This is a genomic window from Nonomuraea sp. NPDC049695, assembly GCF_040674955.1.
Classification (GTDB): Bacteria; Actinomycetota; Actinomycetes; order Streptosporangiales; family Streptosporangiaceae; genus Nonomuraea; species Nonomuraea helvata.
On record NZ_JBFANV010000001.1, the window covers coordinates 57,176 to 82,000 of the forward strand.

The window sequence follows — 24,825 nt, forward strand, 5'->3', positions numbered from 1 at the left end:
ACGGGGAGCACAAAGGGCATGGTTGGACTTATGAACGACTCAAGGCTTGATCACCGCCATTAGTGTTTCCAGGTCTCTTGCGACCAGAAAGCCGTTCCTTTCAAGCCCTTGGACTACATGCTTGCCTGCCCCCGGCAGATAGATTATGACCGGATATCCCGTAAGCTTTCGGGTCGCCAGCGCTTGCTTCAAGGCGCCTTTTCCGCTTCCCGATTTCACTTGGATTACCGCGTTTCTGGTGACGATATCGAAGTCAGTGAGCACCTTTCCGTCGGATCCGATGATATCGATGCCCTGTGCAACCACATGTCCAGGGTGGCGTCGTTCGATCTCTGTTACTAACTCCGGAACGAGAGGGTCATCCCCCTTGCCGACGAGATAACGTCCTAGGCGGGTCGCGCCTGCTGCCTTCCCCGTAAGCTTCAGCTGGCGAACAGGTAAAAACGCAGCAGCCAGCAATAGGAGGTCTTCTTTCTTCCCTTCCGACAAGCTGGTTACGGCTTCTCCAATGGCACCGAGTATTCCAGTTGGTCCAGGGATTAAGGACAGTGGCCCGAACAGAGCGTGTGAAGCCTCTTGCCATGTAGACCCGCACGCCTTCGGAATCGCCTTGCACATCTCTCCGTACTTGGCGGGGTCGCGGGGCCCGGGGCTTGCCGGAGCCGGTTCTGGTATTACCTCTTTCTCGGTGCTCGATGTGGGCTTAGCTTCGGGGGTCGGGGCCATCTTTGGCCCGGTGTTAAGAGGACCATCCTGCGCTACTTGATCAGAACATACTCCATATAGACAGTTATCCGGACTGTGACCGTCGATTTCAACGTTGTTGATGGGGTTGCCGCCGGTGAAGGCGTAGCGGTTGGCGGTCCAGGGGTCGAGGCCGAGGGAGAGGTCGTCGAGGGCGCCGTTGTAGGTGTCGAGGTTGAGGAAGCGGTTGAGGCCGGGGTTGTAGTCGCGGAACCCCATGTCATACATGCCGGTGGAGTTGTCCCAGCGCTTGGCGTTGAAGCGGTAGGGGTTGTACTCCTCCTTGCTGGTGGGGTCGACAGGGTCGGGCTTGTCGACGCCGGTGAAGAGCTTGTCGTCGTTCTTGCCATAGGCGGTGTAGCCGTACGTCGCACGGGTGTCACCCGCATCCGAGGTGATCTGCTCAACGTCGGTGTGCGGGTTGTAGCCGTAGTAGGAGGACTCCTCCGCCCCATCGGCCTTGACCTTGACCTGGGACAGGCGCTCGCCCCACGGCGAGTATTGGAAGGACTTGGTGAGTTTGCCGGCCACCTCTTCGTCCAGGACCTCGGCGGACATGCCGAGGTAGGAGTAGGTGGTGGTTTTGGCGTTTGCGGTGCCTTCCTTTTCGGTCTTGGCGGTGGTGCGGTCGAGCGGGTCGTAGGTGTAGGTGGTGACGGTGTTGGTGGTGCCGTCGGAACCGAGCTTCTCGTGGCGGGTGACGTGGTCGAAGCCGTCGTAGGTGTACTTCTCCCAGGTCTTGCCGCCGCCCTGGATGGTGCGCAGCCGCCCGTAGGGGTCGTAGGTGTAGGTGCTGGTGGCTCCGTTGGTGACGGAGGTCATCAGACGGTTGCGGTCGTAGGTGAAGGTGGTCTTCTTGCCGAGGACCTCTTCTTCCCAGACGTTGCTGTTGGGGTCGTGGGAGTAGGTCTCGGTCTCCGCGGCTCCGCCGCCGACCGGGGTCTTGACGGTCTTGGTGATGCGGTCGCGGGGGTCGTAGGTGTAGACGTAGTCATGTTCCAGGTAGGCGCCGGGGCTGTCGGCGTTCTGGATCTTCGCGTGGTCGCTGGCGCGCTGCAGGTTGCCCTGGTAGCCGATGGTGTGCTCGGCCACGACCGTGGCGTTGGGCTTCTTCTCGATCGACTGGCGCAGGACGCCGGACAAGAAGAAGTCGTAGGTGACGGTGTTGCCGTTGGCCTTGGTCTCGGTGAAGCGTTCGCCGCGCTTGGTGTAGCTGTAGCGGGTGGTCTTCGGTGCCGGGTCGGTGGCCGACTTCTTGTTGACCACTTCATCGACTAGGTCACGTACGTCGTAGCGGTAGGTGGCCAGGGTCTTGTCGTGGGTGCGCTCGATGACGGCGCTGTTTTCGTTGTAGCTGTAACCGGTGGTGTTCTTCAGGGTGCCGTTGAGCGACTCCTTGATCGTGTCGATCTGGTTGAGGTTGGTGTAGGCGATGTCCCACACGTCGATCTTGGCGGTCGGGGACTTGTCCTCGATTTTGGTGAGGTTGGCGTTGGCGTCGTAGGTGTAGGTGAAGTCCTTCTTCTCGGTGTCTGTGTCGCCGCTGTTGTCGCGCACCAGCTTGATGGCGTCGGCCGCCACGGTGCCGTTGGCGTCGTCGGTGAGGGTGACGCTGTGGGTGGTGCCGGCGGTGAAGGTGTAGCTGCCCAGCTCAACCCAGGTGCCGGCGTTCTTGGTCTGGTCGAGTGTGACGGTCTCCTGGCCGCCCTGGTGCTTGACGGTGTACTTGGCGTTGGTGGCCGTGGCACCCGTCGGGTATTGCACCTGCACCTTGTAAGTGCCGGCGGTGGGGGTGGTCAGGTTCCAGGTGAAGGAGGACTGGCCGGTGCCCGCGGGGGCGGTGGCGTAGTCGTACCCGACGAACCCGGTCGCCGCCTCGACCTGGGGTCCCACGATGTTCGACGCTGAGCTGCCGCCTGAGCCGGGGGTCCAGGTACCAGCGGTGGTGACCTGGCCGGTGTCGGAGTTGTCGGACAGGACGACGTCGAGGCCGAGCGGGACGCCGTTGTCGGAGTGGGTCTTGAGTTTGCCGTCCGGGTAGTAGTCCCAGTCCAAAGCCCGCTGCGACGAGCCGCCCGCGCTGGTGACGGTGCGGTTTTTCTGCAGGCCGAGGTCGTTGTAGTCGTAGGTCGTCTTGATGTCCCACGGGTCGGTGGTGGTCTTGGACCAACCGTTGTCCCAGTAGGTCATCGTGGTGAGGTTGCGAATGCTCTGGCCATGCGACGGCGGATGGGAGATCGTCTTCAGCCGTGAGACGTCGTCGTAGGTGTAGATGACCTTGTCTGCCGTGTTGTAGACGGGGTCGTCCTTGTCGAAGGGGTAGATCTGCTCATATGGGCGGTTGAGCTTGTCGTAGGTGGTTTCGGCGACGAAGTCGTCGGGGTCGTCAGTGGTCTCGACACCACGCGGGGTGATGGTTTTGGTCTTGTTGCCGACCTCGTCATACGCGAACTGTGTGATCACGTACTTGAGGGCGTCGCCGGTCCCCGAGTGCGGGACACGTGTTTCGATGACGTCGCCACGCTCGTTGTAGACGATGATCGTCTTGTTCTTGTCCTGGTCGGTCTGGCCCACGACCTGACCATCGAGGTCGTACTCGGAGGAGACCTCGAAGCCGGCGGCGTCCTTGACGGCGGTGACGCGGTGGTTGAGGTCGTAGGTGGAGAACGTGGTGTAGTCGCCGGTGTCGGCGGTGGCGTTCTTGCGCGGGTCTACGACCTTGGTGGTGTTGCCGACGTTGTCGTACTCGTAGGTGATCTTGTGCTGTTTGGCGTTGATGACGTCGGTCAGCTGGTAGATCGGGTCGTAGATGTAGGTGGTGGTGAAGTCGGCCGGGACCGCGCCTGCGAGGTTGCCCTTGGGTTCGGTCTGGGTTTTGAGGTTGCCGGCCAGGTCCCAGGTGAAGGTGGCCTTGCGCTCCGGCCCGTCGGTGGTGTCCTTGGGCAGGATCGACTCGATCAGCTGGTCCGCTTTGTCGTAGTCGGCGGTGGCGACGGCGCCGTTGGGTGCGGTGGTCTTGGTGATGTTGTCGTTACGGTCGTAGATCGGCGCCGGGGTGACGATGAACTGGTTCTTGTCCTGGTCCTTGGGGACCTTCGACTCCAGCGGGCGTTTGAAGACGTCGTAGGTCTGGGTGGTCTTCTTGCCCAGCGCGTCCGTCACCGACAGCACGTTGCCGCGCACGTCGTACTCGGTTGTGGTGGTGTGATCGCCCTCAGCAGGGGTCTCCACACCGTACGCGTCGGTGATCTTCTGCGGGTAGCCGGTCGGGTGGTAGTCGCTGAACGTGGTGGGATTGTCCTTGGCGTCGATCGCCTTGGTCAGCTGACCCAGTCCGTCGTACTCGTAGGTGGTGGTGTAGTCGTCAGGATCGCCGGACGTCAGGACGCCGAGCGGGTCGGTGACCTTCGTGAGGTTGCCGTTGGCGTCGTAGACGAACTTCCACGCGTTGCCCTTCGGGCTGGTCTTGCCGGTCAGGTCGGCGACGTAGCCGTTCAGACCCCTCTGGTACGTCAGCACCGTGGGCGGGGTTGAGTTCTTGTTGGCCTCCGCGTCGGTGATCTTCTCCGGGTAGCCGGTCTTCTGGTCGTACTCCCACGTGGTGGTGGCGCCGTTGTCCTCGATCAGCGTGGTGACGTTATGGTCGGGATCCCAGTCCAGATCGGTGATCTCGCCCTTGGCGTTCGTGATCTTGTCGGGCCGGCCGTAGGCGTCCAGCAGGTATTTCGTCTGGTGCTGGAGCGGGTCGGTGATGGTGGCATCGATCACTGCGCCATCTGGGCCGTCCGGGTCGACGTAGTCGAACTTGGTCACGCCGTCGAGCCGGTCGGTGAGGGTTTCGGCCTTCCACAGGTCCTTGGGGTCGACCGGTGCCTCGTAGTACTTCAGCTTGGTGCTGTTGCCGCGCGGGTCCTTGACCGCGACCAGCTTGACGTTCTTGGTGCCCTGGGTGGCGTCGTAGGTGAAGCCGAACGTCTTGGCCTCGTCGTCGCCCGCGCCGTCGACCATCTTGGCCAGCAGGCCCTTGTCGGTGTAGGTGAAGGTCACCTTCCGGCCGGCGATGTCGGTGATGGACTCGACGTTGTCGATGATGTGCGGGTTGGTCAGCTTGGTGTCGCTGACTTCCTGGCCGGCGTCGTCGACGTAGGTGTAGTCCTGGCCCTTGGCGTAGTAGTCGAAGGTCAGGGTCTGGCGGCCGGCCGCGTCGGTGATGAACTGCAGGAACTTGGTGGGCTTGTTGTTGGAGTGCCGCCGTTCGTAGGTGAACGACATGGTGTTGCCGTTCTTGTCCACGATCGCCGACTGGAAGCCCTCCTCGTCGAAGAAGAACTGGGTGCGGTCGGGCTTGGTGAACACCCACTGCCGGGCCGGGTCCCGCGAGTAGCGGCTCGGTTCGGCCGCTGATTCCGGTACGCGCTGCAGGTACAGGTGCACGCCGCGTGGGTTGGTGTAGGCGCAGGTGTCGGGCAGGCAGGTGTGGGGGTCCTCAGCCGAAAGCGTCCACACGTGCGTGGTGCCGTCACCATCGGTCAGCCTGATCTGGGTGGGCCAGCGCTGGCCGGGCGGCTGGAACTGCAGCTGCGAGCCCAGCTTGGCCAGCGTCGAGGTTTGCAGGCTCCAGCCGTAGCCGAGGGAGGCCGTGGAGGTATCCAGCGAGTTGTAGGTCATCCGGGCGAACGTCTGCGCGCCGCGGGAGGGGTTGGAGAAGGCGTTGTATCCCCAGACCACATTGCCGGCGTACGGGTTGACCAGCGCTGTAGCGCCGGCGCCGGTGTTCTTGCCGGTGTAGGAGTAGAACTTCTCCAGACCGAGCAGGTCACTGGTCGGGGAGTCGATGCGGATCTGCTGCGGCAGTTGCGGCAGGTGGTGGGTGGCCGACTTCCAGTTGTTGGTGGTCGTGTCCTGCACGTCCCACACCAGTTGGGCGCCCTCGGCCAGGTTGCTGCTCGCGGCTGGCGCCTTGACCTGGGCGTCCACCGTGACGGCGGCGCCGGGTGCCAGGTCGTACGGCAGCGGCGTCTTGATCTGGTTGTCCGGGGTGGAGATGTCGGTGCCGTTGGGCAGCATCCAGTGGTATGACACCCGGGTGGTGGCAGCCGGCCAGGTCTCGGTGGTGGTGTTCTTGACCATCACGGTGATCGAGGCGGTGGCGCCGGCGTCCAGTCGCTCCGGGGTGCCCGGCGCATAGAACGAGGTCGACCCGGTGCCGCTCTCGGCGTACGTGACGGCGAGTTTGGGCCGCAGCAGCGGCTCGCCGGTCTCGGTGGCCAGGAACTGGGCCGACTGCTTGGCCGTGCCGGCCTCGTTGCCGACCTTGACCAGCAGCCCCTTGTTGGCGGCCGCGTCGGCGGTCCATGCCTTGGCGGCGTCGGTGACGCTCCACCGCCGCCAGCCGGCGGTGTCGGTCAGGCCGGAGACGGTGGCCAGCGCGGCAGCATCGAAGTCGCCGCCCGGGGTGGTCCACGGGCTGTTCCAGGTCGCCGCCTCGTCGAAGGTCTTGGTGACCTTGTGTGCGGTGAACGACGCGCCGGTGCCGGTGGCGGTGGCCTGCCACAGCGACAGCTGGGCGTCGGCGATCTGCGCGCCGGACGGGATCTCGCTGGTGTAGTCGTCGAACTTGACGACGGCGCGGGTGTTGACCAGGGCGGTGGCGGTGTTGCCGACCTGGAGCCGCTTCTGCCCGCTGACCAGGTCATGTCCGGCGGTGGGCTCGCCCGAAGCGAGGGTGGTGTCGGCGCTGCCGTACAGGGTCTTGGTGACGTAGCCGGGCTTGGGCAGGAACACCCGCGCCTTTTGCGACGTCACGACCTCGCCGTTCTTCAGCACCGCCTCCACCCAGTAGTCGGCGCTGTGGGTGTACGACGGGTCCGCCGCCGCGTCCGGGTCGGCGCCGCTGCTGGTGTCCACGTACGAGGTGGCACCCGGCTGCAACGTCGCCACCAGGTCGTCCACGCCGCCGCCAGTGGTGTTGGAGGTGATCTGGCACCCGCTGGGGCAGGTGCGGCGCAGCCGGTACTCGGCCAGATCGTCGGAGGCGTCGCCGGGGGTCGGGTCAGCGTAGGCCGACCACGACAGCGACGCGCCCACCGAGGTCGCCACCGTCGGCTGGTCCAGCGTCACCGACGGCTTGCCGAACGTCACCAGCAGGCGCGGGTGCGCGGTCGGGTCGACGGTCAGCGGATCGACCGCGGTGAAGTCGTCCATCGCCTGGTACGAGACGCCGCCCACCGGGGCGGTCTTGGCCTCGTTGGCCGCCTTGATCAGGATGCCGCCCATGGGCGCTCCGGCCGAGGAGTACCAGGCGTTGACCATCGCGGTCACGTCGAAGCTGTGCCAGCGTGACAGCTCGTTCACGTTGCGGGTCACCGTCGAGGCGGCGGTGGCGGCGAAGGCGGGCTGGTTGTTCCAGGAGACGCTGAGGGGGTCCCAGGTCCAGGAGTCGTCGGTGATCTCGTGTGCGGCCAGCGTCACCGCCGCGCTCTCGCCCAGCGCCTGGTCGAAGTAGAGCTCCAGCTTGGCCTGGTCGATGCGGGTGCCGATCGGCAGCACGTCCGCGTCGGCGGCGCCGAAGTACAGCAGCGCCCGGTTCAGGCCGGCCGAGGTCTTGCCCACCGGCAGCTTCCACGAGTCGGCGAAGTTGCCGGTGGCGGCGGCGTTGGTGACGTAGGTGTCGAAAACGTTGTTGGGCGCCCAGTCGCTGATCTTGATGGTGGGGTCGATCACCACCGGCCACTTGCGCTCGGGTGCGGCCAGCCAGGCGGCGTCCGGCTTCAGCGTGATCGTCACCTCACCGCCCTGCTGCTCCGACAGCTCCTGGGTGATGGCGCCGGCGCGCTTGCCGTACGGCGAGGCCGCGTCGTTCTCGCTGTCGAACATGAACGGGCGCGGGATGGCGAACGCCTTCTTGCCGTCCTGGTCGGTGAAGGAGATCGACCCGTCGCTGTTCTGCCGGGCCTGCACGCCGCCGCCGGTCTTGACGGTGAACGCGTACACCGTGCCGGCCGCGGGCGGCTTGGACAGCGCGATGTGTTCCTTCACCCCGGAGGCGGTGACCGTGTAGACCAGGTCGGCGCCGTCCCACACGCCGGGGTAGGTGACGGTCGAGCCGTTCGCCTGCGGCGTGATCTGACGCGCGTCCCCGGCCACGCCGAAGGTGACCTGCCGCTTGCCCACCGCGATCCGGGCGAGTTTGTCGCTCTTGTCGCCGAAGCGGGACTCGAACCCGGCCTTGTCGTTGCCCTGGACGAACCCGTCCCCCTCGGCCGAGCCGACCGTGGTGTCGATGGGCTGCCAGTCGCCGGAGGAATCCTGGTAGTACACCGGCCGCGTGGAGAGCTCGGCCTGCGAGCGGCCGTCCTCCAGCTCGTACACGGTGCCGTACCGCCACCGCTTGCCGGTCAGCTCCTTGACCCGCTTGCCGGGCGGTGCCGCCTGCGCGGCGGCCACGGGGCTGCCGTCACGGCCGGGAAGGGTGATCTTCTGGGTGCTCGAGCGGAGCTCGGGCTCCTCGGCGAACCAGCCGGCCACCTGGCTGGTCAGCCAGCCGGCGGCGCGGGAGATCAGATTCGGCTCGGCAGACGCAACGGTGGCGGTCTGCGCCGAGGCAGGCGGCGGTGAGGCCAACGAGGCGGTCAGCGTCACCGCCACGGCCGCCCCAAGCAGGCGCTTTAACCGTAAGTGACTTCGACGGCGACGGGTTGTGACCGGCCGAGGCCGTCTTGAACGCAGGTCAAACACCAGCACACTCCACATAGGCGGATAAGGAGGATCTAAAGATCCACGAGAGCAAAACATCCGAATCACGCCACAAACCGGGACATTCGGTCAAGATCCACGCAACGTGACATACGAGGACTTACGAACACACCACCGAAAGACTTCGTCTGGGGCTCCAGCCTGCGAAGATCCCTCCGGCGCCGACGACTTCACCCACCGACCGTCAAGGTCACTGTCGGTAAACGCAGCAGGTCAGCTCGTTCCAAAAGCGAGCGAGGCATGAGTGACTCCCAGGAAACTCACAGCAACCACTCAGGTCCGGCGGGCCTCCTCCGCTTCAGCCCGGGCTCTTGACCGCTGCCGCCATCCATGTGTAGATCGATAAGGTTTGCCGCTGCCCGCCCCGCACCCTCAGGAGGACAACCCATGCCCGCGGCCGGAACACCCCCACGGTGAAGATCCAGCCTCATGAGGCGAGCACGCTGCAGCGGCACAGCCGCGGACGGGCGATCCGCATCGCCACCGTTCTGGCCGGCTTTGCTCAGCTCGTCCTCGCCGCCCTCCTGATCGGCATCCCCGCCGGCTCCCCCACTCTCGACGAAGTGCCCGTCCCCGAAGGCGTCGCCACCACGCCATCCCCGGCTGCCCTGGCCGGCCATGCCACCGCCACACCGGTCAGACCGAACCCGCGCACGCACCCGGCCACCGGCCCCACCGCCACCCGCCCCGTTGCCCCGCCTACGACATCCGCCGCACGCCGAAACCGGACCACACCCCCCGCCGCGGCCCGTATGACTCAGCCGCGGCAAACGTCGGAAACGGCGGCCGTCCCCTCGAATGCACCCACCAAGACGACGAAATCCGCCACCACCGAAATACCCCAACCATCACCGAGCGCATCTCCAGAAAAGGGCTGGCAACATACCCCGCCCGGCCAGACCCGGGAACCGCCCGGGCAAGCAGATAAATTGGCGCAAGAGCCCAAGCATGAACAGCCCACTCTGCATGCCGGCACTCCGCTCGGACAGGCGCAGAAATAGCGCTCCCACAGCGCTGGCCCCGTCAAGCGCGAAGAGCCCTCAAACTAATGCGTCACGCTTTCGCGTCGCCACTAACTCAGCGCCGTCGACAGCCACTTGCCGCCCACCCGTACGTAAAGGCGTTTGTTGGTCGAGTCGACGGCAAGTGTCCCGTCGACCGGGGTGTGCGTGAACGAGGAGTCGCTGACCGCGCCCGCGACCATGCGCAGCGGCGGGTTCGCCTGGTTCTTGGTCGGGATGGCACCGCCGGACTGCACTCCGATGTTCGCGTGGCAGTTCTCCACCCAGAAATCGCCGGTGCTCGAGGCCTCGTAGTAAATATGACTGCCGGTCGGCCTCGTGGCGTATTGTCCCACGACGTTGCGCAGGACGGCGGTCGAGCCGGGGCCGGAGTACAGATCGACCCCTGAGTTGACCGTCGCCGTCGACGAGACGTTGGCGATCAGCACGTTCTCCAGGGCGCCGGCACTTCCCGCCCAGGCGATGATGTTCTGCGCAGTGGAATACCCAGAGGCAAAACCACCCGCGTAGGCATAGATATTGGTCGCATAGACGTGCTTGCAGGAAGCGTCGACCTTCAGATGAGGGCCGCCCTGCATCTGGGAGGTTTCGAATTTGCAGTCCGTCAGGTAGATCCCGTTGGGATTATTTTTCTTCGCGGTGCCCTGGGTGATCCACAGGGCGCCGGTGCCGAATGCCTCCATGCGGCATCCGATGAAATGGATCTGGTTGATGTTGTCGGCGCTGTATCCCCAGCCGCTCGTGGCCGAGGAGTTGCGAAGCCACACGTTGGGCTGGGTACTGCTGTTCGCCGTGCCGGTGCTCTCTTCGATCACCAGGTTGTAGAACCGGGAGTCCCAGAACTCGACGGCGTCGATGCACACGTCGTTGTTGCTCGACATGAAAACATCGCGAAAGTAGGAATTATCGTTGTAGTAGAGCTCGAGCAGCAGTCCGGTCTTGCCATTGCCGTTGAACCCGAGGTTTTCAATCGAACAGTAGCGCCGATGCCTGGCCCCGCTCGTGTCGGTAGGGGCTCCGGACATGCGCAACAGGATGCCGTTCGCCTTCTTGACCAGCATGGAGGCCTTGCTGCTCGCGCCGGCCAGTCGCACTCCGTTGCCGTTGATGGACAGGGCCGGGTCGCTGGTCGTCGGGGTGACCAGGTACTTCCCGGCGGGGAAGTACACGGTTCCGCCCCCAGCCGCCGCTGCGGCATCGATCGCTGCCTGGACTGCCGAGGTGTCGTCATCGGATCCGTTGCCGACCGCGCCGTAGCCCTTCACGTTGAACCAGTCCAGCGGGATCGTGTCTGCCGCCGCAGACGGGGCTCTCGCGATCATGGCAGCACCCGCCAGGCCTGCGGCAGCGCCCCACAACGCCCGCCGCCGCACATCCGGGCTCTTCGGCTCCATCAGGCAAAGTTCCTCTCATAGCGTTGAATTTGCGGATTAAATCAGTTCTAGATCACTTTGTGAAATTGCCCCAGTTTGGGGGCTCTTCGCGCTTTGCGGGGCCGGCGCCGTGGGTTGATCACGGTTGTTGATCGTCTTGGAGTGACGGTGGGTGACGCCAGGGGCTGGGTGGCGCGGGGGGAAAGGAAGAGTGGCTGGAAGCATGTGGTGCCTTGGACCGTGTCCGCGTCGTGGCGTGGACGTGTACATGCCGAGCCGTGTTCTACGAACTGTGTGAGGGCGGCGGTCCCGTCGCCGTGCCGCACCCTGCGGTCGTCGCTTCCCACGGCCCCTCTCCCCGATACCGGAGGGCATCGCCCGGCTCGTCGGCCACAAGGACGCCGTGGTCACGGAGAAGGTCTACCGCAAACAGCTCCGCCCCGTTCTCCGACTGCCTCAGAGGTGGGCCAGCAGCATATCCAGCGGCCTCGGCACGCGATCGAGGTCGAGAGCCCCGACGAGCAGGCCGGAGTAGCGAATTTTGCGGCCACTGCCCGCTCCCATGAACCGGCGCAACTGGTCGTGAGTGGCGCCCTCGCGCCATGCGGGTTGCTTCTGGAGCGTACGAAATGAGCTGAGCTCGCCCTCGGCATCGACAACGCGCTCGACCGTGTCCGTGCCGAGGGCGCGGATCAGCTCGTCCTCCAGGTCGGCGACGCACACGAAGAATCCGAGCGCCTCCAGATCGCTGCGGTTGAGATCGGCTCCAAGGCCGGCGCGCTCGAGGGCCTTTCGATAATCGCCTTCCTCCCCGACGTCGCACAGACCGGCCAGCCGGAGATTGTGACCGGAAGGGCCGAACCTCCGTATATACGCCGCGATGTTCGTGGCGCCGCCCATCGCCACCAGGGAGATGCCTTCGGCCGCCAGGTTCCGGCCACGGCGCTCGGCCAGCGCTTCGATCGCCGACTTGTCACTGGCGCCCTCGACCAGGACCACGGTTTGCGTGTCGCTCACGAGCCCAGCCTTGCACCGAGCCTGGAAAGGTTCATCCCCTTTTACGGCGTTGCAGGTCGTCTCTGCCGGCGACGCGCCACTCCCCTGGCAGCGCGTCGACGTGTGCGGTCCTCTAGCCTGCGATGAGGGCGTTGGCCTCCGTGATGAGCTTGCGTGCGGCATCGTCAGGGGCCATCCGGCCGAACAGGACCTCGTTCGTATACCGCTTGAGGATGTCTTCGATGGCGCTGGCGTGCTTCGGCGGGGCGGCGGGCGAGTCCGTGAGCTCGTCCTTGACCTTGTCGAGGAAGGCCAGCGTCTTCTTGTCGGTCTCCGGAAGCTTGTCCCTCACTGCCGCCAGCACCTTGGAGCTGGCCGGCAGGCCGCGGTCGCTGAGGATGATCTGGCCCGCCTCCGGGTCGTTGATCATGAAGTCGATGAACTTGGCGGCCTCGGCCGCGTGCTCGGACTTCGACGAGGCGGTGTAGAACATCGCGGGCTGCAGGAACATGCCACCGGTCGCGGCGCCCTGTGGCTTCGGCATCCGCAGCAGGTCCACTTCCTTGCCCGACGCCTTGTTGATCGAGCCGAGCTGGTTGCTCCACCACATCCCCATCGCGCCGTTGCCGGTGGCGAAGAGGGACTTGTCCTCGCCCAGGGCACCGAGCTCGACGCTCTTGGCGGCGTCAGGAGAGCCCTTGGTGTTGATCAGTTTCCGGTGGACGGCCCACCACGCCTTGAGCGTATTGGGCGAGATGCCGATCTTGTCGCCCTCGTAGAAGGACTCGCCCCGCTGAGCGGCGAAGATCTGCAGGAAGGCCGGGTTGAAGCTCTGCTGCGTGCCGTAGACCTTGCCGTTGGTCGCTGCGGTGATCTTCGCCGCCAGATCGGCGTACTGCTCCCAGGTCCACGTGGTGTCGTCGGGTAACTGCTGCCCCGCGTCCTTGATCGCCTTCGGGTCCACCACCAGGGACCAGGCGTTGACGCCGGTGGGGATGGCGAACTGCTTCTTGTCGATGGCACCGGTGGCGAGCACCTTGCTGTCGATGTCGGCGGTGTTGACCGTGCTGGACAGGTCGGTGAGCGTGCCGCGCTCGGCGTACTCCCGCAGGCCGCGGATCTCGAGGGTGATGACGTCCGGCGTTTCGTCGCCCGCGACCTTCGTGGCCAGCTTGTCGTAATAGCTGCCGAAGTCGGAGAACTCTTCCTCGATGTCGATGTTCGGGTTCTTCGCCTCGAACTTCTTGATCGCCTCTTGCGTCATCTTCTGCCTCGCGGCGCTGCCCCAGTAGGAGAAACGCAGCTTGACGTCGCCGCCGGCGCCTTCGCCGCCGCAGGCCGCAGTGATCGACAGCACAGCGGTGGCCAGCAACGCCGCCGTCCACCTCTTCTTGCCGGAGCCCACGGCTCCACCTCCTGGGGATTGGGGGGTGACTCTCCACCGGAGTCAGAGAGTTCCGCAAGATTACCGGGGCGATGATGTTGTCGGAAGGGCTGACCATACGGCCGCGGGGGTCAGGGGCATGTCGATGTGGTCGATGTTCAAGGCGTCGCAGACGGCGTTCACGATGGCGGGTGGGATGCCGATGCAGCCGGCCTCGCCCGCGCCCTTGGCGCCCAGCGGTGTGTTGGGGTTGGGGGTGGTGGTCTCCAGGAGGGTGACCGGGGGCATGTCGGCAGCCGTCGGGAGCAGGTAGTCCAGGAGCGTCGTGGCGTACGGGAGGCCGTTCTCGCCTATGACCGCCTGCTCGTACAGGGCCTGGCCGAGGCCCTGGGCGATCGAGCCGTGGGTCTGGCCGCTGACGATCATGGGGTTGACGACCACGCCGTAGTCGTCCACCGCCACCAGTTGGCGCACATGGACGGTGCCGAGGTCCGGGTCCACCTCCACGACGGCGACGTGCGCGCCGTACGGGAAGGCCTGCGGTGGGGCGACGATCTCGTCGGCGCGTAGGGGGCCGGTGCGGGCGACCAGTTCGCCGATGGGGAGCCCGGGGAGCGGGCCCGCCGCGACACCGGCCGTGAAATCGTCCGCCAGGAGCTCGGCGCACGTGTCGCCTCCGACCACCAGGCGGCCCGCCGCGTACGAGACCTCCTCTTCCTCCACCCCGAGAAGCTCGGCGCAGCGGCGGCGGGCGGTGGCGACGAGGGACTCGGCGGCACGCCACAGCGCCGCCCCGCCCACCTGCATGGAGCGGCTGCCGAACGTGGCGAAGCCGTAGGGCACCTCGCCGGTGTCGCCCTCGACGACGCGGACCCGATCGACGTCCACGTCCAGGACCGAGGCCACCACCTGCGCGAACGCGGTGAAGTGGCCCTGCCCGGTGGAGGTCGAGCCGACGCGGGCGATGAAGGTGCCGTCAGGGCAGGCCTCCACGCTGCCGAACTCGTCGCTGTCCGGCGGCCCGCCCGAGCGTTCGACGTACGTGGCGATGCCCACGCCGATCGGCGGCTCGCCCTCCTCGCGGCGGCGGGCCTGCTCGGCGCGGACCTCGTCGTAGCCGACGGCGGCGAGGGCCTGGTCGAGCGCGGCGGCGTAGTCGCCCGAGTCGTAGGTGCGGCCGGTCGGCGTCAGGTACGGGTACTGGTCGGGGCGGATGAAGTTGCGGCGGCGCAGCTCGGCCGGGTCCATGCCGAGCCGGCGGGCCAGCCGGTCCACGGTGCGTTCGAGGGCGTAGGCGGCCTCCGGGCGGCCCGCGCCGCGGTAGGAGGTGGTCGGGGCGGTGTTGGTGAGCACGCAGCGGACCCGGGTGTGCACTCTCGGGGTGCGGTACGCGCCGGTGCTCATGGCTCCGGTCATCATGGGGACGAAGGCGCCCGTGTGCGGGTACGCGCCGATGTCGGCGTCTATCAGGAGCTCGTACGCGAGGAAGACGCCGTCCTCGTCGGCCGCCAGCCGTACGCGCTGGGTCTGGCCGCGACCGCGAGGGCCGGCCAGCATGGCCTCGGCGCGGTCCTCGCACCAGCGGACCGGCCGGCGCAGGTGGACGGCCAGCAGGGCGGCGACGACGTACTCCGGGTAGGTCTGGCTCTTGGCGCCGAACGCGCCGCCGGTGGCCGGGACGATCACCCGGATCCGGTCCCTGCCGAGCCCGAGCGCCGCGGCGAGCGAGTCGCGCAGCCGGTGCTGGGCCTGGTGCGAGGCGTACACGGTGAGACGGCCGTCGCGCCCCGGATCGACCAGCACGGCCCTCGGCTCCAGCGACGTGGGGAGCAGGAGCTGCTCGCGGTAGGCGGCCTCGACCACGACCGGGGCGGTCGCGAACACGTCGTCGGCCGGCTCGCCGAAGGTGCGTTCGACCACCAGGTTGTCACAGTCGCCGGTGCGGGGGGTGAGGGTGAAGGGCAGTTGCTCGAGGTTGAGGCGGACGGCTTCGGCGCCGTCCTCGGCCTGGGCGCGCGTACCGGCGGCCACGACGGCGAGCGCCTCGCCCGGGTAGCGGACGCGGCCGGTGGCCAGCAGCGGCCACGGTGGCGCGCCGTCCTCGCCGGGCAGGTCACGGCCGGCGAGGTACGGCAGGTCGGCGGCGGACCATGCGCCCGCCACACCCGCCTCCTTGAGCGCGGCGGCGACATCCACCCCGCGGATCAGCGCGTGCGGCACCGGGCTCCGGGTGAAGGCGAGTTCGAGCGTGCCGGTGAGGTCCAGATCGGCGACCCTGCGCGCCTGGCCGGTGACCAGGTCGCGATCCTCACGCCGCGCGAGCGGCATCCCGATGTACCGCAATGTTTGGACACCCCCGCTTTCGGTACCAACGTCGATATCGGATTCCCGGGATGGGTGACATGAAACCGGCACAATTCGCCTACGTCGCTCCTGCCTCCGTGCCGGAGGCGGTGGCCGTGCTGGCCGAGCGCGGGCCGGAGAGCCGGGTGCTGGCAGGCGGTCAGAGCCTGCTCATCGAGCTGCGTTGCCGGACCACGCGCCCGGCCCTGCTGGTGGACGTCAACCGCGTCCCCGGGCTGTCGGAGATCGCGGTCGAGGACGGCTCGGTCCACGTCGGCGCGCTGGTCCGGCACGTCCAGCTGGAGCACGCCCGGTTCGACGACCCGCTGGCCGAGCTGTTCCGCCAGGTCGCGCCGTACGTCGCCCACCCGCCCATCCGCGCGCGCGGCACCTTCGCCGGGAGCCTGGCGTGGGCGCATCCGGCGTCGGAGTGGTGCGCGCTGGCCATGGCCATGGGCGCGGGGATCGAGGTGGCAGGCCCGGCGGGAGGGCGCACGGTGCCCGCGGACTCGTGGTTCCGCGGGGCCTTCTCCACGGCCTGCCTGCCGGAGGAGCTGGTCACCGGCGTCCGGCTGCCGCGTCCGCCCGCCGGGGCCGTCGCGGCGTTCGCCGAGCTCCGCCGCACGCACGGCAGCTTCGCCCTCGCCGCCGCCCTGGTCATGCTGCGGCTCTCCGGTGGCCGGGTCGACTGGGTACGGATCGGCCTGGCGAACGCGGCGGACGTGCCGCTCCGCGCCGTCGAGGCCGAGCGTCTCATGACCGGCGAGCTCCCGGAGCCCGAGCTGCTGGCGCAGACCGCCGTGCGGGCCGCCGCCGAGACGGACCCGCCCGACGAGCCGCACGCGCCGGCCGCCTACCGCAGGCACGCGCTCGCCACTCTGGTACGGCGCTGCCTCACCCGCGCCATCCGGAAAGCGACAGGCAGCGCGGACTCGGGGAACCCATGAACGTCGAACTCATGGTCAACGGCCGGACCCACCGGCTCGACGTCGAGCCCCGGACCAGCCTGGCCGACGTGCTGCGCGACCGGCTCGGGCTCACCGGGACCACGCTGGGGTGCGAGCACGGGGTGTGCGGCTCGTGCACCGTGCTGATCGACGGCACCGCCATCCGCTCCTGCCTCGCCCTGGCCGTTCAGATGGAGGGCGCCGACATCCGCACCGTCGAAGGGCTGGCTGTCGGCGACCGGCTGCACCCGCTGCAGGAGGCGTTCGCCGCCGAGCACGCGTTGCAGTGCGGCTTCTGCACCCCCGGCTTCCTCATGCTGCTCGCCGGCGCGCTGGCCGAGGAGCCGGAGCTGGACAAGGACGAGCGGCGGCTCGACGAACTCCTCGCCTCGAACCTGTGCCGCTGCACCGGGTACGCGGGCATCCGCCGCGCCGCGATGCGCGCCGCGTCCCGCCTCCGCGGGGACGACAGCCAGTGAAAAGGCGACTTCAGCCGCGAACGGGTGCGGCGAGGCTGCCCAGCAGTTTCAGCGCCTCCTCGGACGGGCTGCCCGGCTGGGCCAGCAGAGTGATGAGCTGCAGGCCGTCGGAGCCGTTCACCGAGAAGACTTCGCAGGTCAGCTCCAGCTCCCCCACTTCCCGGTGGCGCATGTGCTTGACCTCGCCCACTTTGGGGAAGACGTCGTGGCGGGCCCACAGCCTCCGGAAGTCGGGGCTCTTGACCGAGAGCTCCCCCACGAGCTCGGCCAGGTGGGGGTCGTCGAGCTGCGACCCTGCGACGAGGCGCAGGTGGGCGACCTTGGAACGGGCCGACTTCTCCCATTCGGGATAGAACTCGCGGGCCACGGGATCCAGGAAGATCATGCGGAGCAGGTTGTCGCGGTCCTCGAACCCGTCGTACAGGGCGTCGGCGAGAGAGTTCGCGGCCAGGACGTTCATGAGGCCGTCGCAGATCAGCGCGGGCGTGCCGGGCCAGCCGCCGATCAGCGTACGCAGGTCGGCACTGACCCGCCGGGCAGGCGGCCGCCGGAGCTGGAGCATGGGATGGGCCAGCGCGTGCATGTGGGCCGTGGCCTCGGGCGTCAGCCCGAACACCCGGGCCAGGGCCGAGAGCACGCGCTCGGACGGGTGGCGCTCCCTGCCCTGTTCGAGGCGGATGTAGTAATCCGTGCTGAGGTGGGCCATCATCGCCACCTCCTCGCGCCGCAGCCCCGGCGTCCGGCGCGGGCCCACATCGAGGAGCCCCGCCTGCGCAGGCGTCGTGATCTCTCTGCGCGCGCGGAGAAACTCGCCCAACAACTTACGGCTGTCCATTTCATTACGATATGTCGGGATTTGAGAGCCAGGGTGGGTGTGTCACTACCAGGCTGAGGCGGCACCGCCGCGTCCGTCGGCATTCATCCAGGTGTACGTGTTTCCTGGGCGTCACACACCCACCCTCCTCACCTCGTCCCGCCTTACCGTCGACATGACGGAAAAGGAGACGACGACCGTGATTTCTCGCCCCCGGTCCATCCGAGCGCGCTCCACCGTGGTCACGTCGCTGCTCGCCCTGGTCGCGCTGGCCGTGGTGGGCGTCACCTCGTCGCTGGCGATCCGCTACCGCGTCGAGGACGACGCCTTCAACCGGGTCGAACAGGTCGCCAGCCAGTGGAGCGCGGCGGCCCGGGCCGGCACGCTTCCCGAGGTGATCCCCACCTCGGGCGACCTCGCTCTCATCCAGCTGGTCGACCCGCGCGGCCGGGTACTCGCCGCCAGCCGCTCCGCGCGCGGACGCCCGGCGCTGAGCACGCTGCGGCCGCCCGTCGACGACCGCGTCCAGCGGCGGACCGACGGGTTCCGCCTCCTGGTGGCCGTCCGCATCACCACGGCGGCCGACGCCCCGGTCGTGCTGGCGGAGCGCCGCGAGCCGGCCCTGCTGCGCGGCCACAACCTGGAGTACGCGCTCACAGCGGCGGCACTCGCCCTCCTCGCCATCGTCTCCTGGACCTCATGGAGAACGGTGGGCCGCACCCTGCGTCCGATCGAGGCGATCCGCGCGCGCCTGGCCGAGATCACCGTCAGCGACCTCAGCCTGAGGATGCCCGTGCCGCCGGCCGACGACGAGGTCGCCATGCTCGTCCGTACCGCCAACCAGACCCTGGACCGGCTCGACGAGGCGGTGGCGCAGCAGCGCAGGTTCGCCTCCACCACCTCGCACGAGCTCAGGAACCCGATCGCCGGCCTGCGGGTGCAACTGGAGGAGGCGCTGCTCCACCCCGGCGAGGTGGATCCGCACGAGGCCATCCGCTCAGCGCTGTCGGTCACCGACCGGCTCGACGCCATCGTCGGCGACCTGCTGGTGCTCGCGCGGCTGGGCGCCGGGGACCCGGCGCCGCCCGAGCCGATCGACCTCGGGCGGCTGGTGAGCCAGGAGGCGCCGCGTGCGGGCCGCGTACCCGTGCGCGTCCACGCGGCCCCGGAGGTCTGGGTCCGCGGATCCCGTATCCAGCTCGTACGGGTGCTCGCCAATCTGGTGAGCAACGCGGTCCGGCACGCCGGCAGCGCCGTGGACGTCTCCGTGGCCGCCGCGGGCGGCGAGGCCGTGCTGACGGTGGCGGACGACGGCGCGGGCATCGCGCCCGCCGACCTCGAGCGGATCTTCGAACGGTTCACCCGCCTCGAGGACGGCCGCCGCCGCGACGCCGGCGGCAGCGGGCTGGGGCTGGCCATCTCACGTGACATCGCCCTGAGCCACGGCGGCACGCTCAAGGCCGAGGAGGCGCCGCGCGGCGCCAGGTTCGTCCTGCGGCTCCCGCGTCTCGACGGCCCTCCGGCCGGCCGGCCGAAACACCTGAGCGCCGTCGTCTAGAGCGCCGCGTCGCGTCCAGCGCAGCCGGCGATTCCGGCAGGTCAGGGGCCGAGCTCGAGAAAGCGGTCGCGGGCGGCGGCGAGGTGGGCGCGCATCGCCTCCGAGGCCGCCTCCGCGTCGCCCGCGGCGACCGCCTCGACGACGCGGGCGTGCTCGGCCAGCGTGGGATCCCCGGTGCGCCTGCCCGCGTAGCCGATGCGGAACAGGTGCAGGTGGCCGTGGGTACGCCGGAGCGACTCCCTGAGCGCCTCGCTGCCCGAGAGCTCGGCGATCAGGTCGTGGAAGCGCGCGTCGTGCTCGGCCAGGCCGTGGTACTCCTCATACCTCGTGCCCTGGGGCGCCTGCGGGACGCTGGCCAGCTCGGCGCGCACGCGCTCGCGGGCCTCGGCCGTCACCCGCTCGGCCGCGCGCGCCGCGGCCCACGGCTCCAGGAGCAGCCTGAGCTGGTAGAGGTCGGCGATCTGGTCCGGCCTCAGCTGGGGCGCCACCGAGTAGCCCCGCAGCGCCTCCTTGGTCAGCAGGCCCTCGGACTCCAGCGCGGACAGCACCTCGCGCACCGGCGTCTGCGAGACGTCGAGGAGCCGGGCGACGGCGTAGATGTTGACGCGGGCACCGGGCTCCAGGTCGCCGTTCATGATCAGACTCTTGACGCGCTCGTAGACGTCCTCGGTGAGGACGCTGCGCCGGGCTGCCGGAACGCGGCCCTTTAAGCGGTTTTCGAGCTCATTAGCCACACTTCACACTCCGAGGCCTGGTTTGAGGGGGTCTTGACGGGCACCGTGCGTTGTATGCAACATAGCGGAAATATCCAATAGGAAATTTTACTGAGGATCGCGATGGCCACCACCCTCCGAACCACTGTCCGCGGCCGGTTGCGCTGGTACATGATCAGCTATGTCTTCGCCGGGCTCGTCATCAACTATCTCGACCGTGCCAGCCTGGGTGTGGCCCTGCCGTTCATGGGAGAGACCTTCAAGCTCTCCAAGACCGAAGAAGGCATGATCCTGGCCGCCTTCTTCTGGTCCTACGACTTCTTCCAGCTCGCCGCCGGCTGGTTCGTGGACCGGTTCGGGCCGCGCAGGACGTTCACGTTCGCCTCCATCTGGTGGTCGCTGTTCACCTCGCTGACGGCGCTGGCAAGCAGCTTCGGGACGCTCTTCGGCGTACGGCTGCTGCTCGGCATCGGCGAGAGCCCGGCCGCCACGACCAGCGCCAAGGTCACCGGCCGGTGGTTCCCCCGGCACGAGCGGGCGCTGGCCACCGGGATCTGGGACTCCGGCTCGCGGGTGGGTGCCGTCATCGCGCTGCCCGTGGTCACCGCGTTGATCGGCTGGCTGGGCTGGCGGTGGACGTTCGCGATCATCGGTGTGATCGGGCTGTTCTGGGCGTTCGGGTGGTGGCGCACGTACCGGGACCCGCAGGACCATCCGAAGATCACCGAGGAGGAGCTCGCCTACCTGCGCGAGGGCGGCGCCCGTTTCGAGGGCGACGATGAAGGCGCGACCAAGCTCCGCTGGCGGGACCTGTTCCGCTATCGCACGATCTGGGCGATGATGCTGGGCTTCTTCTGCCTCAACATGGTCGTCTACTTCTTCCTCACGTTCTTCCCGACCTATCTGGTGGAGGAACGCGGGTTCAGCCTGCTGAAGCTGGGCCTGTTCGGGGCGCTGCCGGGTCTGGTGGCCATCGGCGGCGAGTGGCTGGGCGGCTGGCTGTCCGACCGCCGCATCACCCGGGGCGACTCGCTCACCCGCGTCAGGAAGCTCTTCATCTCCGGCGGGTTCCTGGTCTCGACGGTGATCGGCGTCGCGGTCTGGGTGCCGGAGGCGTGGATGGCGCTGGCGCTGCTGTCGATCGCGTACGCGGGCTCGACGTTCGCCGCCTCCAACATCTGGGCGCTCCCCGCGGACGTCGCCCCGGCCGACCGGCACGTGGCCTCGATCGGCGGCATCCAGAACTTCGCCTCGAACTTCGCCGGCATCATCAGCCCCATCATGGTCGGCTTCCTGGTGGACAAGACGTCGTCGTTCACCGTCCCGCTGATGGTGATCTCGTGCGTGGCGCTGCTGGGCGCGTTCACGTACGCGGTGATCCTGAAGCGGGTGGAGCCCCTCGGGTAGGGACCCTACGCGTGGAATGACTCCTTCGCCAATCTCCGCAGCCGCGTCTCGTCGATGTCGTGTCCCAGCCCCGACTGGGTGAGGGGCACGGCGATGACGCCCGCGTTCGCGCCCACGATCGGGTTGACGATCTGGTTCTGGCGTGGCGGCTGCGTCACATCGCACGGCAGCGTGCAGCCGGGCAGGCTGGCGATCGCCACCGTCGCCGCCCTGGCCAGCCCCGCGCCCTGGCCGCCCGCGCACTGGATGTCCCAGCCCGCCGCCGCGGCCCGGTCGTGCGCCCGGCGGGACTCCGACAGCGAGGGGAACAGGGTGGGCCGCAGCAGCAGCACCTTCGCCGCCCGCAGCGTCAGGTAGTCGTCCAGCTCGGCGGTGGAGGTGACCTCGACCGCGACCGAGGCGGACACCTGGTCCTGCAGCGAGGCGTGCGTGAAGACGTCGCCGGCGGCGAAGGGCCGCTCGATGACCTCCAGGCCGTAGGAGTCGAGGGCGACGAGCTGGCCGAGGTCGGTGTAGGCGTTGCCGCAGTCGACGGCCAGGGTCAGGGCCGGGTACGCCTGCCGCACCGCGCGTACGGGCTCGACGTCCCAGCCGGGCCTGATGTCCAGCGTGACGTGCCCGTACCCGGCGCAGACCTGCTGGTTGACCCGGGAGACCAGACTCTCCACGGACGCGTCGGGGGTCAGCCGCACGGTGGCCATGAGGGAGGTGCGGGTGCCGCCGATCGCCTCGGCGAGCGGCACCCCGCGCATCCTGGTCCACAGGTCCCAGCAGGCCATGTCGACCGCTGGGTCGCCGCTCGGCACCGTGTCGGGGTGCTCCCAGTCGACGCCGATCAGCAGCGACGCCAGCGACTCCTCCAGCCGTGACCACGTCTTCGGCTGAGGGGAGATGGCCTCGCCCCAGCCGGTCATGCCGCCGTGGTCGGTGAGCTTCACGAGCAGGGTCTCCGACCTCCTGCCGTACGGCAGAACCAGTCGGAAGACCTCAAGCTCCCGCACTCGCGGCATGTACCCCCCTTTATGACGCGGCTCCCTCCATAGTGCCTGCTGCGCGCCGGTGGACAAAACGCGGGGCGAGCAGAAAGGCCGCGACCGCGAGCGCCGCGGTGAACGACAGGCCGATCGCGTAGCTCTCCCCCGTGGCGGTGAACAGGGCTCCGCTGAGCGCGACGGCCACCACGGTGAACACCGACTCGCCCACGCCGACGGCCGCGCTGTTCTGGCCCTCCTCGCCCTCCTTGGACATCTCCAGCACCAGCACGGACACCGTCGGGTGCACCGCGCCGATGCCGAGGCCCGCGACGGCCATCGCCGCGTACGCGACCGCGACCGGCAGTGAGTCGATGAGCACGAGCATCATCAGCGCGATGCCGATGGCGACCATGGCGGTGCCGCCCCGGATGGCGGTCATGTTGCTGATCGTGCCGCGGCCCTTGATCCAGGAACCGGTGGACCAGCCGAGGGCGCCGACGGTGAGGACGACGCCCGCGCCGGTGGCGGTCAGGCCGCGCTCGTTGATCAGCATGAGCGGGATGAGCACCTCGGACGCCGTCAGCGAGCCGAAGGCCAGGCCGCGCAGCACGGGCGCGGTCGGCAGGCCGGGGGCGGCCCTGAGCGAGCCGGGCAGCAGCAGCCTGGGCAGGGCCACGGCCACCAGGACGACGCCGCCGAGCAGCAGCGGCAGGCCGGCGAGCTTGAGCGCGCTGCCGTACTGGATCAAGGCGGCGGCGACGGCGGTCAGCGTGGCCCAGACGAGCTTGCGGCCCAGGCCCGGAGCGGGCCCGGCGATGCCGCTCTCCACCTCGCGGCCCGCGGTGCCGCGCCAGAGCAGCAGCGCCGACGGGATGACGATCAAGGCCACGCCGATGAAGACCCACCGCCAGTCGGCGTTCTCGACCACGAAACCGGCGATGGCCGGGCCGACCATGGACGGCACCACCCAGGCGGCCGAGAACAGGGCGAACACCTTGGGATGCATGGCCGGCGGATAGACCCGGGCGACGAGCACGTACAGGGAGACCTGGATCAGCCCTCCCCCGAGCCCCTGCACGAACCGGCCCGCCACGAACAGCTCCATGGTCGGCGCGAGCCCCGCCAGCAGCAGCCCGGCCACGAAGCCCGCCACACCGACCGCGATCGGCTGCAGCGGCCCGCGGACGTCGCTCCACCGCCCGCCCAGGACCGTCCCGATCACGCCGGCCGCCAGGGTGGCGCTGAAGGCCAGGTTGTACAGATGCATGCCGTCGAGCTCGCGGGCCACCACCGGCATCGCCGTGGCCACCGCCATCGCCTCGAAAGCCACCAGCATAACCAGCGCGACCAGCCCGATGCTGAGCGCGCGGTACTGCGCGGACACCACGCCCGCCGTAGATCTCTCAACCGTTGTCGTCGTCATACGCGGAAAACTATGGCGAAACCGCATGCCAGCACATCGGGCGCGGGGCCTAGGCATTTGGGCCTAGGGCATGCGGGCCTCGATGCCGTCGAGGAGCAGCTCGAGGCCGTAGCGGAAGCGCTCCTCGCCGTCGTCGGCGATCAGGTCGTCCACGAACTTCTGGATGTGCGGGAAGCGCTCCGACGGCAGCGCACGGTAGTAGTCGGCGAGCTGCCTGGCGAAGTGCTCGAAGTACTCCCGCGGGTCGTCCAGCCCGGCCGCGCGCATGCGCGTGTAGTGCAGGGAGCCCTCGTACGCGTCGCCGGTGACGTACAGGTGGATCCGGTCCATCGACAGGGACGCGTCCCGCGGGGACATGCCGGCCTTGATCAGCAGCCCGAAGACGAACTCGCCCGCGAGGATCGAGTGCTCCCCCGACGGGATGTTGGCCAGCGCCACCCGCGCCACGTCGGCGTGGGCGGTCAGCACCCGGTGCACCTCCATGACGTACGCCCGGAGCTGCTCCTTCCAGCGGCTCGGATCATGCTCGGGCAGCTCGATCTCGCCGAGGACCCGTTCGTAGATGAGCTCGAGCAGCTCCTCCTTGTTGGCCACGTGCGCGTAGAGCGAGGCGGGCCCCGTGTCGAACTCCTGGGCGACGCGTCTCATGCTCAGCGCGTCGAGCCCCTCGGCGTCGACGATCCGCAGGCCGGCGTCGACGATCAGGTCCTGGCTGAGCTGCCGCTTGAGCGGCGTCGGCTTGCGTGACTTGCGCCATGGGGGCGTGGGGACGTCCTCGGATCCTGCCATGCGACCAGTATACGAACGCTGTACTTGACACGAACAGTGTTCGGCCTTAAAACAGTGTTCGTAACGAACAGCGTTCGTTAAATAGAACACCGTTTTAAGGAGTC

Annotated in this window: 14 protein-coding genes; 4 read left to right on the forward strand and 10 right to left on the reverse strand. The window is 68.2% G+C overall.

Annotated elements, in window-relative coordinates; all coding sequences use genetic code 11:
• Window positions 1-39: 39 nt before the first annotated feature.
• The 5 genes from AB0J64_RS00215 to AB0J64_RS00235 all read right to left on the reverse strand — a co-directional run bounded on the left by AB0J64_RS00215 (window position 40) and on the right by AB0J64_RS00235 (window position 15,617).
• Window positions 40-8,391: a DNRLRE domain-containing protein gene (locus AB0J64_RS00215; protein ID WP_364018374.1), complete on the reverse strand. Its 8,352-nt coding sequence runs from the start codon at window positions 8,389-8,391 to the stop codon at window positions 40-42.
• Between the two features lie 1,180 nt (window positions 8,392-9,571).
• On the reverse strand, window positions 9,572-10,915 hold the full coding sequence (locus tag AB0J64_RS00220; protein ID WP_364018376.1) for a glycosyl hydrolase family 28-related protein: 1,344 nt from the start codon (window positions 10,913-10,915) through the stop codon (window positions 9,572-9,574).
• A 435-nt stretch (window positions 10,916-11,350) separates the two neighbouring features.
• The gene (locus tag AB0J64_RS00225) at window positions 11,351-11,911 is read right to left on the reverse strand and encodes a TOPRIM nucleotidyl transferase/hydrolase domain-containing protein (RefSeq protein ID WP_364018378.1); all 561 of its coding nucleotides are present in this window, start codon (window positions 11,909-11,911) and stop codon (window positions 11,351-11,353) included.
• A gap of 112 nt (window positions 11,912-12,023) precedes the next feature.
• Complete coding sequence (locus AB0J64_RS00230) at window positions 12,024-13,295, reverse strand: extracellular solute-binding protein (protein ID WP_364018380.1); 1,272 nt, start codon at window positions 13,293-13,295, stop codon at window positions 12,024-12,026.
• A 60-nt stretch (window positions 13,296-13,355) separates the two neighbouring features.
• Window positions 13,356-15,617, reverse strand: coding sequence for a xanthine dehydrogenase family protein molybdopterin-binding subunit (locus tag AB0J64_RS00235; RefSeq protein WP_364018382.1), 2,262 nt, complete (start codon window positions 15,615-15,617; stop codon window positions 13,356-13,358).
• Window positions 15,618-15,676: 59 nt separating this feature from the next.
• Here AB0J64_RS00235 and AB0J64_RS00240 point away from each other — a divergent pair, with 59 nt between their 5' ends.
• Window positions 15,677-16,564, forward strand: a complete 888-nt coding sequence (locus tag AB0J64_RS00240) for an FAD binding domain-containing protein (RefSeq protein ID WP_364018384.1) — start codon at window positions 15,677-15,679, stop codon at window positions 16,562-16,564.
• Window positions 16,561-17,043: a (2Fe-2S)-binding protein gene (locus AB0J64_RS00245; protein ID WP_364018386.1), complete on the forward strand. Its 483-nt coding sequence runs from the start codon at window positions 16,561-16,563 to the stop codon at window positions 17,041-17,043. Before AB0J64_RS00240 ends, AB0J64_RS00245 begins: the two co-directional genes overlap by 4 nt.
• Window positions 17,044-17,053: 10 nt before the next feature.
• Here the strand turns inward: AB0J64_RS00245 and AB0J64_RS00250 are convergent, their stop codons facing one another.
• Entirely contained in the window at window positions 17,054-17,878 is an 825-nt protein-coding gene (locus AB0J64_RS00250) for a helix-turn-helix transcriptional regulator (protein ID WP_364018388.1), read from the reverse strand.
• A 178-nt stretch (window positions 17,879-18,056) separates the two neighbouring features.
• Between AB0J64_RS00250 and AB0J64_RS00255 the strand changes: the two genes are divergently transcribed.
• Window positions 18,057-19,415 carry a HAMP domain-containing sensor histidine kinase gene (locus tag AB0J64_RS00255; RefSeq protein ID WP_364018390.1) on the forward strand — a complete coding sequence of 453 codons (1,359 nt, stop codon included), beginning with the start codon at window positions 18,057-18,059 and terminating at the stop codon, window positions 19,413-19,415.
• A gap of 41 nt (window positions 19,416-19,456) precedes the next feature.
• On the opposite strand, the gene AB0J64_RS00260 is transcribed toward AB0J64_RS00255, so the two are convergent.
• Window positions 19,457-20,149 carry a GntR family transcriptional regulator gene (locus AB0J64_RS00260; protein WP_364018392.1) on the reverse strand — a complete coding sequence of 231 codons (693 nt, stop codon included), beginning with the start codon at window positions 20,147-20,149 and terminating at the stop codon, window positions 19,457-19,459.
• 102 nt (window positions 20,150-20,251) lie between these two features.
• Between AB0J64_RS00260 and AB0J64_RS00265 the strand changes: the two genes are divergently transcribed.
• Complete coding sequence (locus tag AB0J64_RS00265) at window positions 20,252-21,535, forward strand: MFS transporter (RefSeq protein WP_364018394.1); 1,284 nt, start codon at window positions 20,252-20,254, stop codon at window positions 21,533-21,535.
• A gap of 5 nt (window positions 21,536-21,540) precedes the next feature.
• Here AB0J64_RS00265 and AB0J64_RS00270 read toward each other — a convergent pair whose 3' ends face one another.
• From AB0J64_RS00270 to AB0J64_RS00280, 3 genes are all read right to left on the reverse strand, one after another.
• Window positions 21,541-22,545 carry an enolase C-terminal domain-like protein gene (locus tag AB0J64_RS00270; RefSeq protein ID WP_364018396.1) on the reverse strand — a complete coding sequence of 335 codons (1,005 nt, stop codon included), beginning with the start codon at window positions 22,543-22,545 and terminating at the stop codon, window positions 21,541-21,543.
• Window positions 22,546-22,555: 10 nt separating this feature from the next.
• Entirely contained in the window at window positions 22,556-23,932 is a 1,377-nt protein-coding gene (locus AB0J64_RS00275) for an MFS transporter (RefSeq protein WP_364018398.1), read from the reverse strand.
• 63 nt (window positions 23,933-23,995) lie between these two features.
• Window positions 23,996-24,721 carry a TetR/AcrR family transcriptional regulator gene (locus AB0J64_RS00280; RefSeq protein ID WP_364018400.1) on the reverse strand — a complete coding sequence of 242 codons (726 nt, stop codon included), beginning with the start codon at window positions 24,719-24,721 and terminating at the stop codon, window positions 23,996-23,998.
• Between the last annotated feature and the right edge of the window lie 104 nt (window positions 24,722-24,825).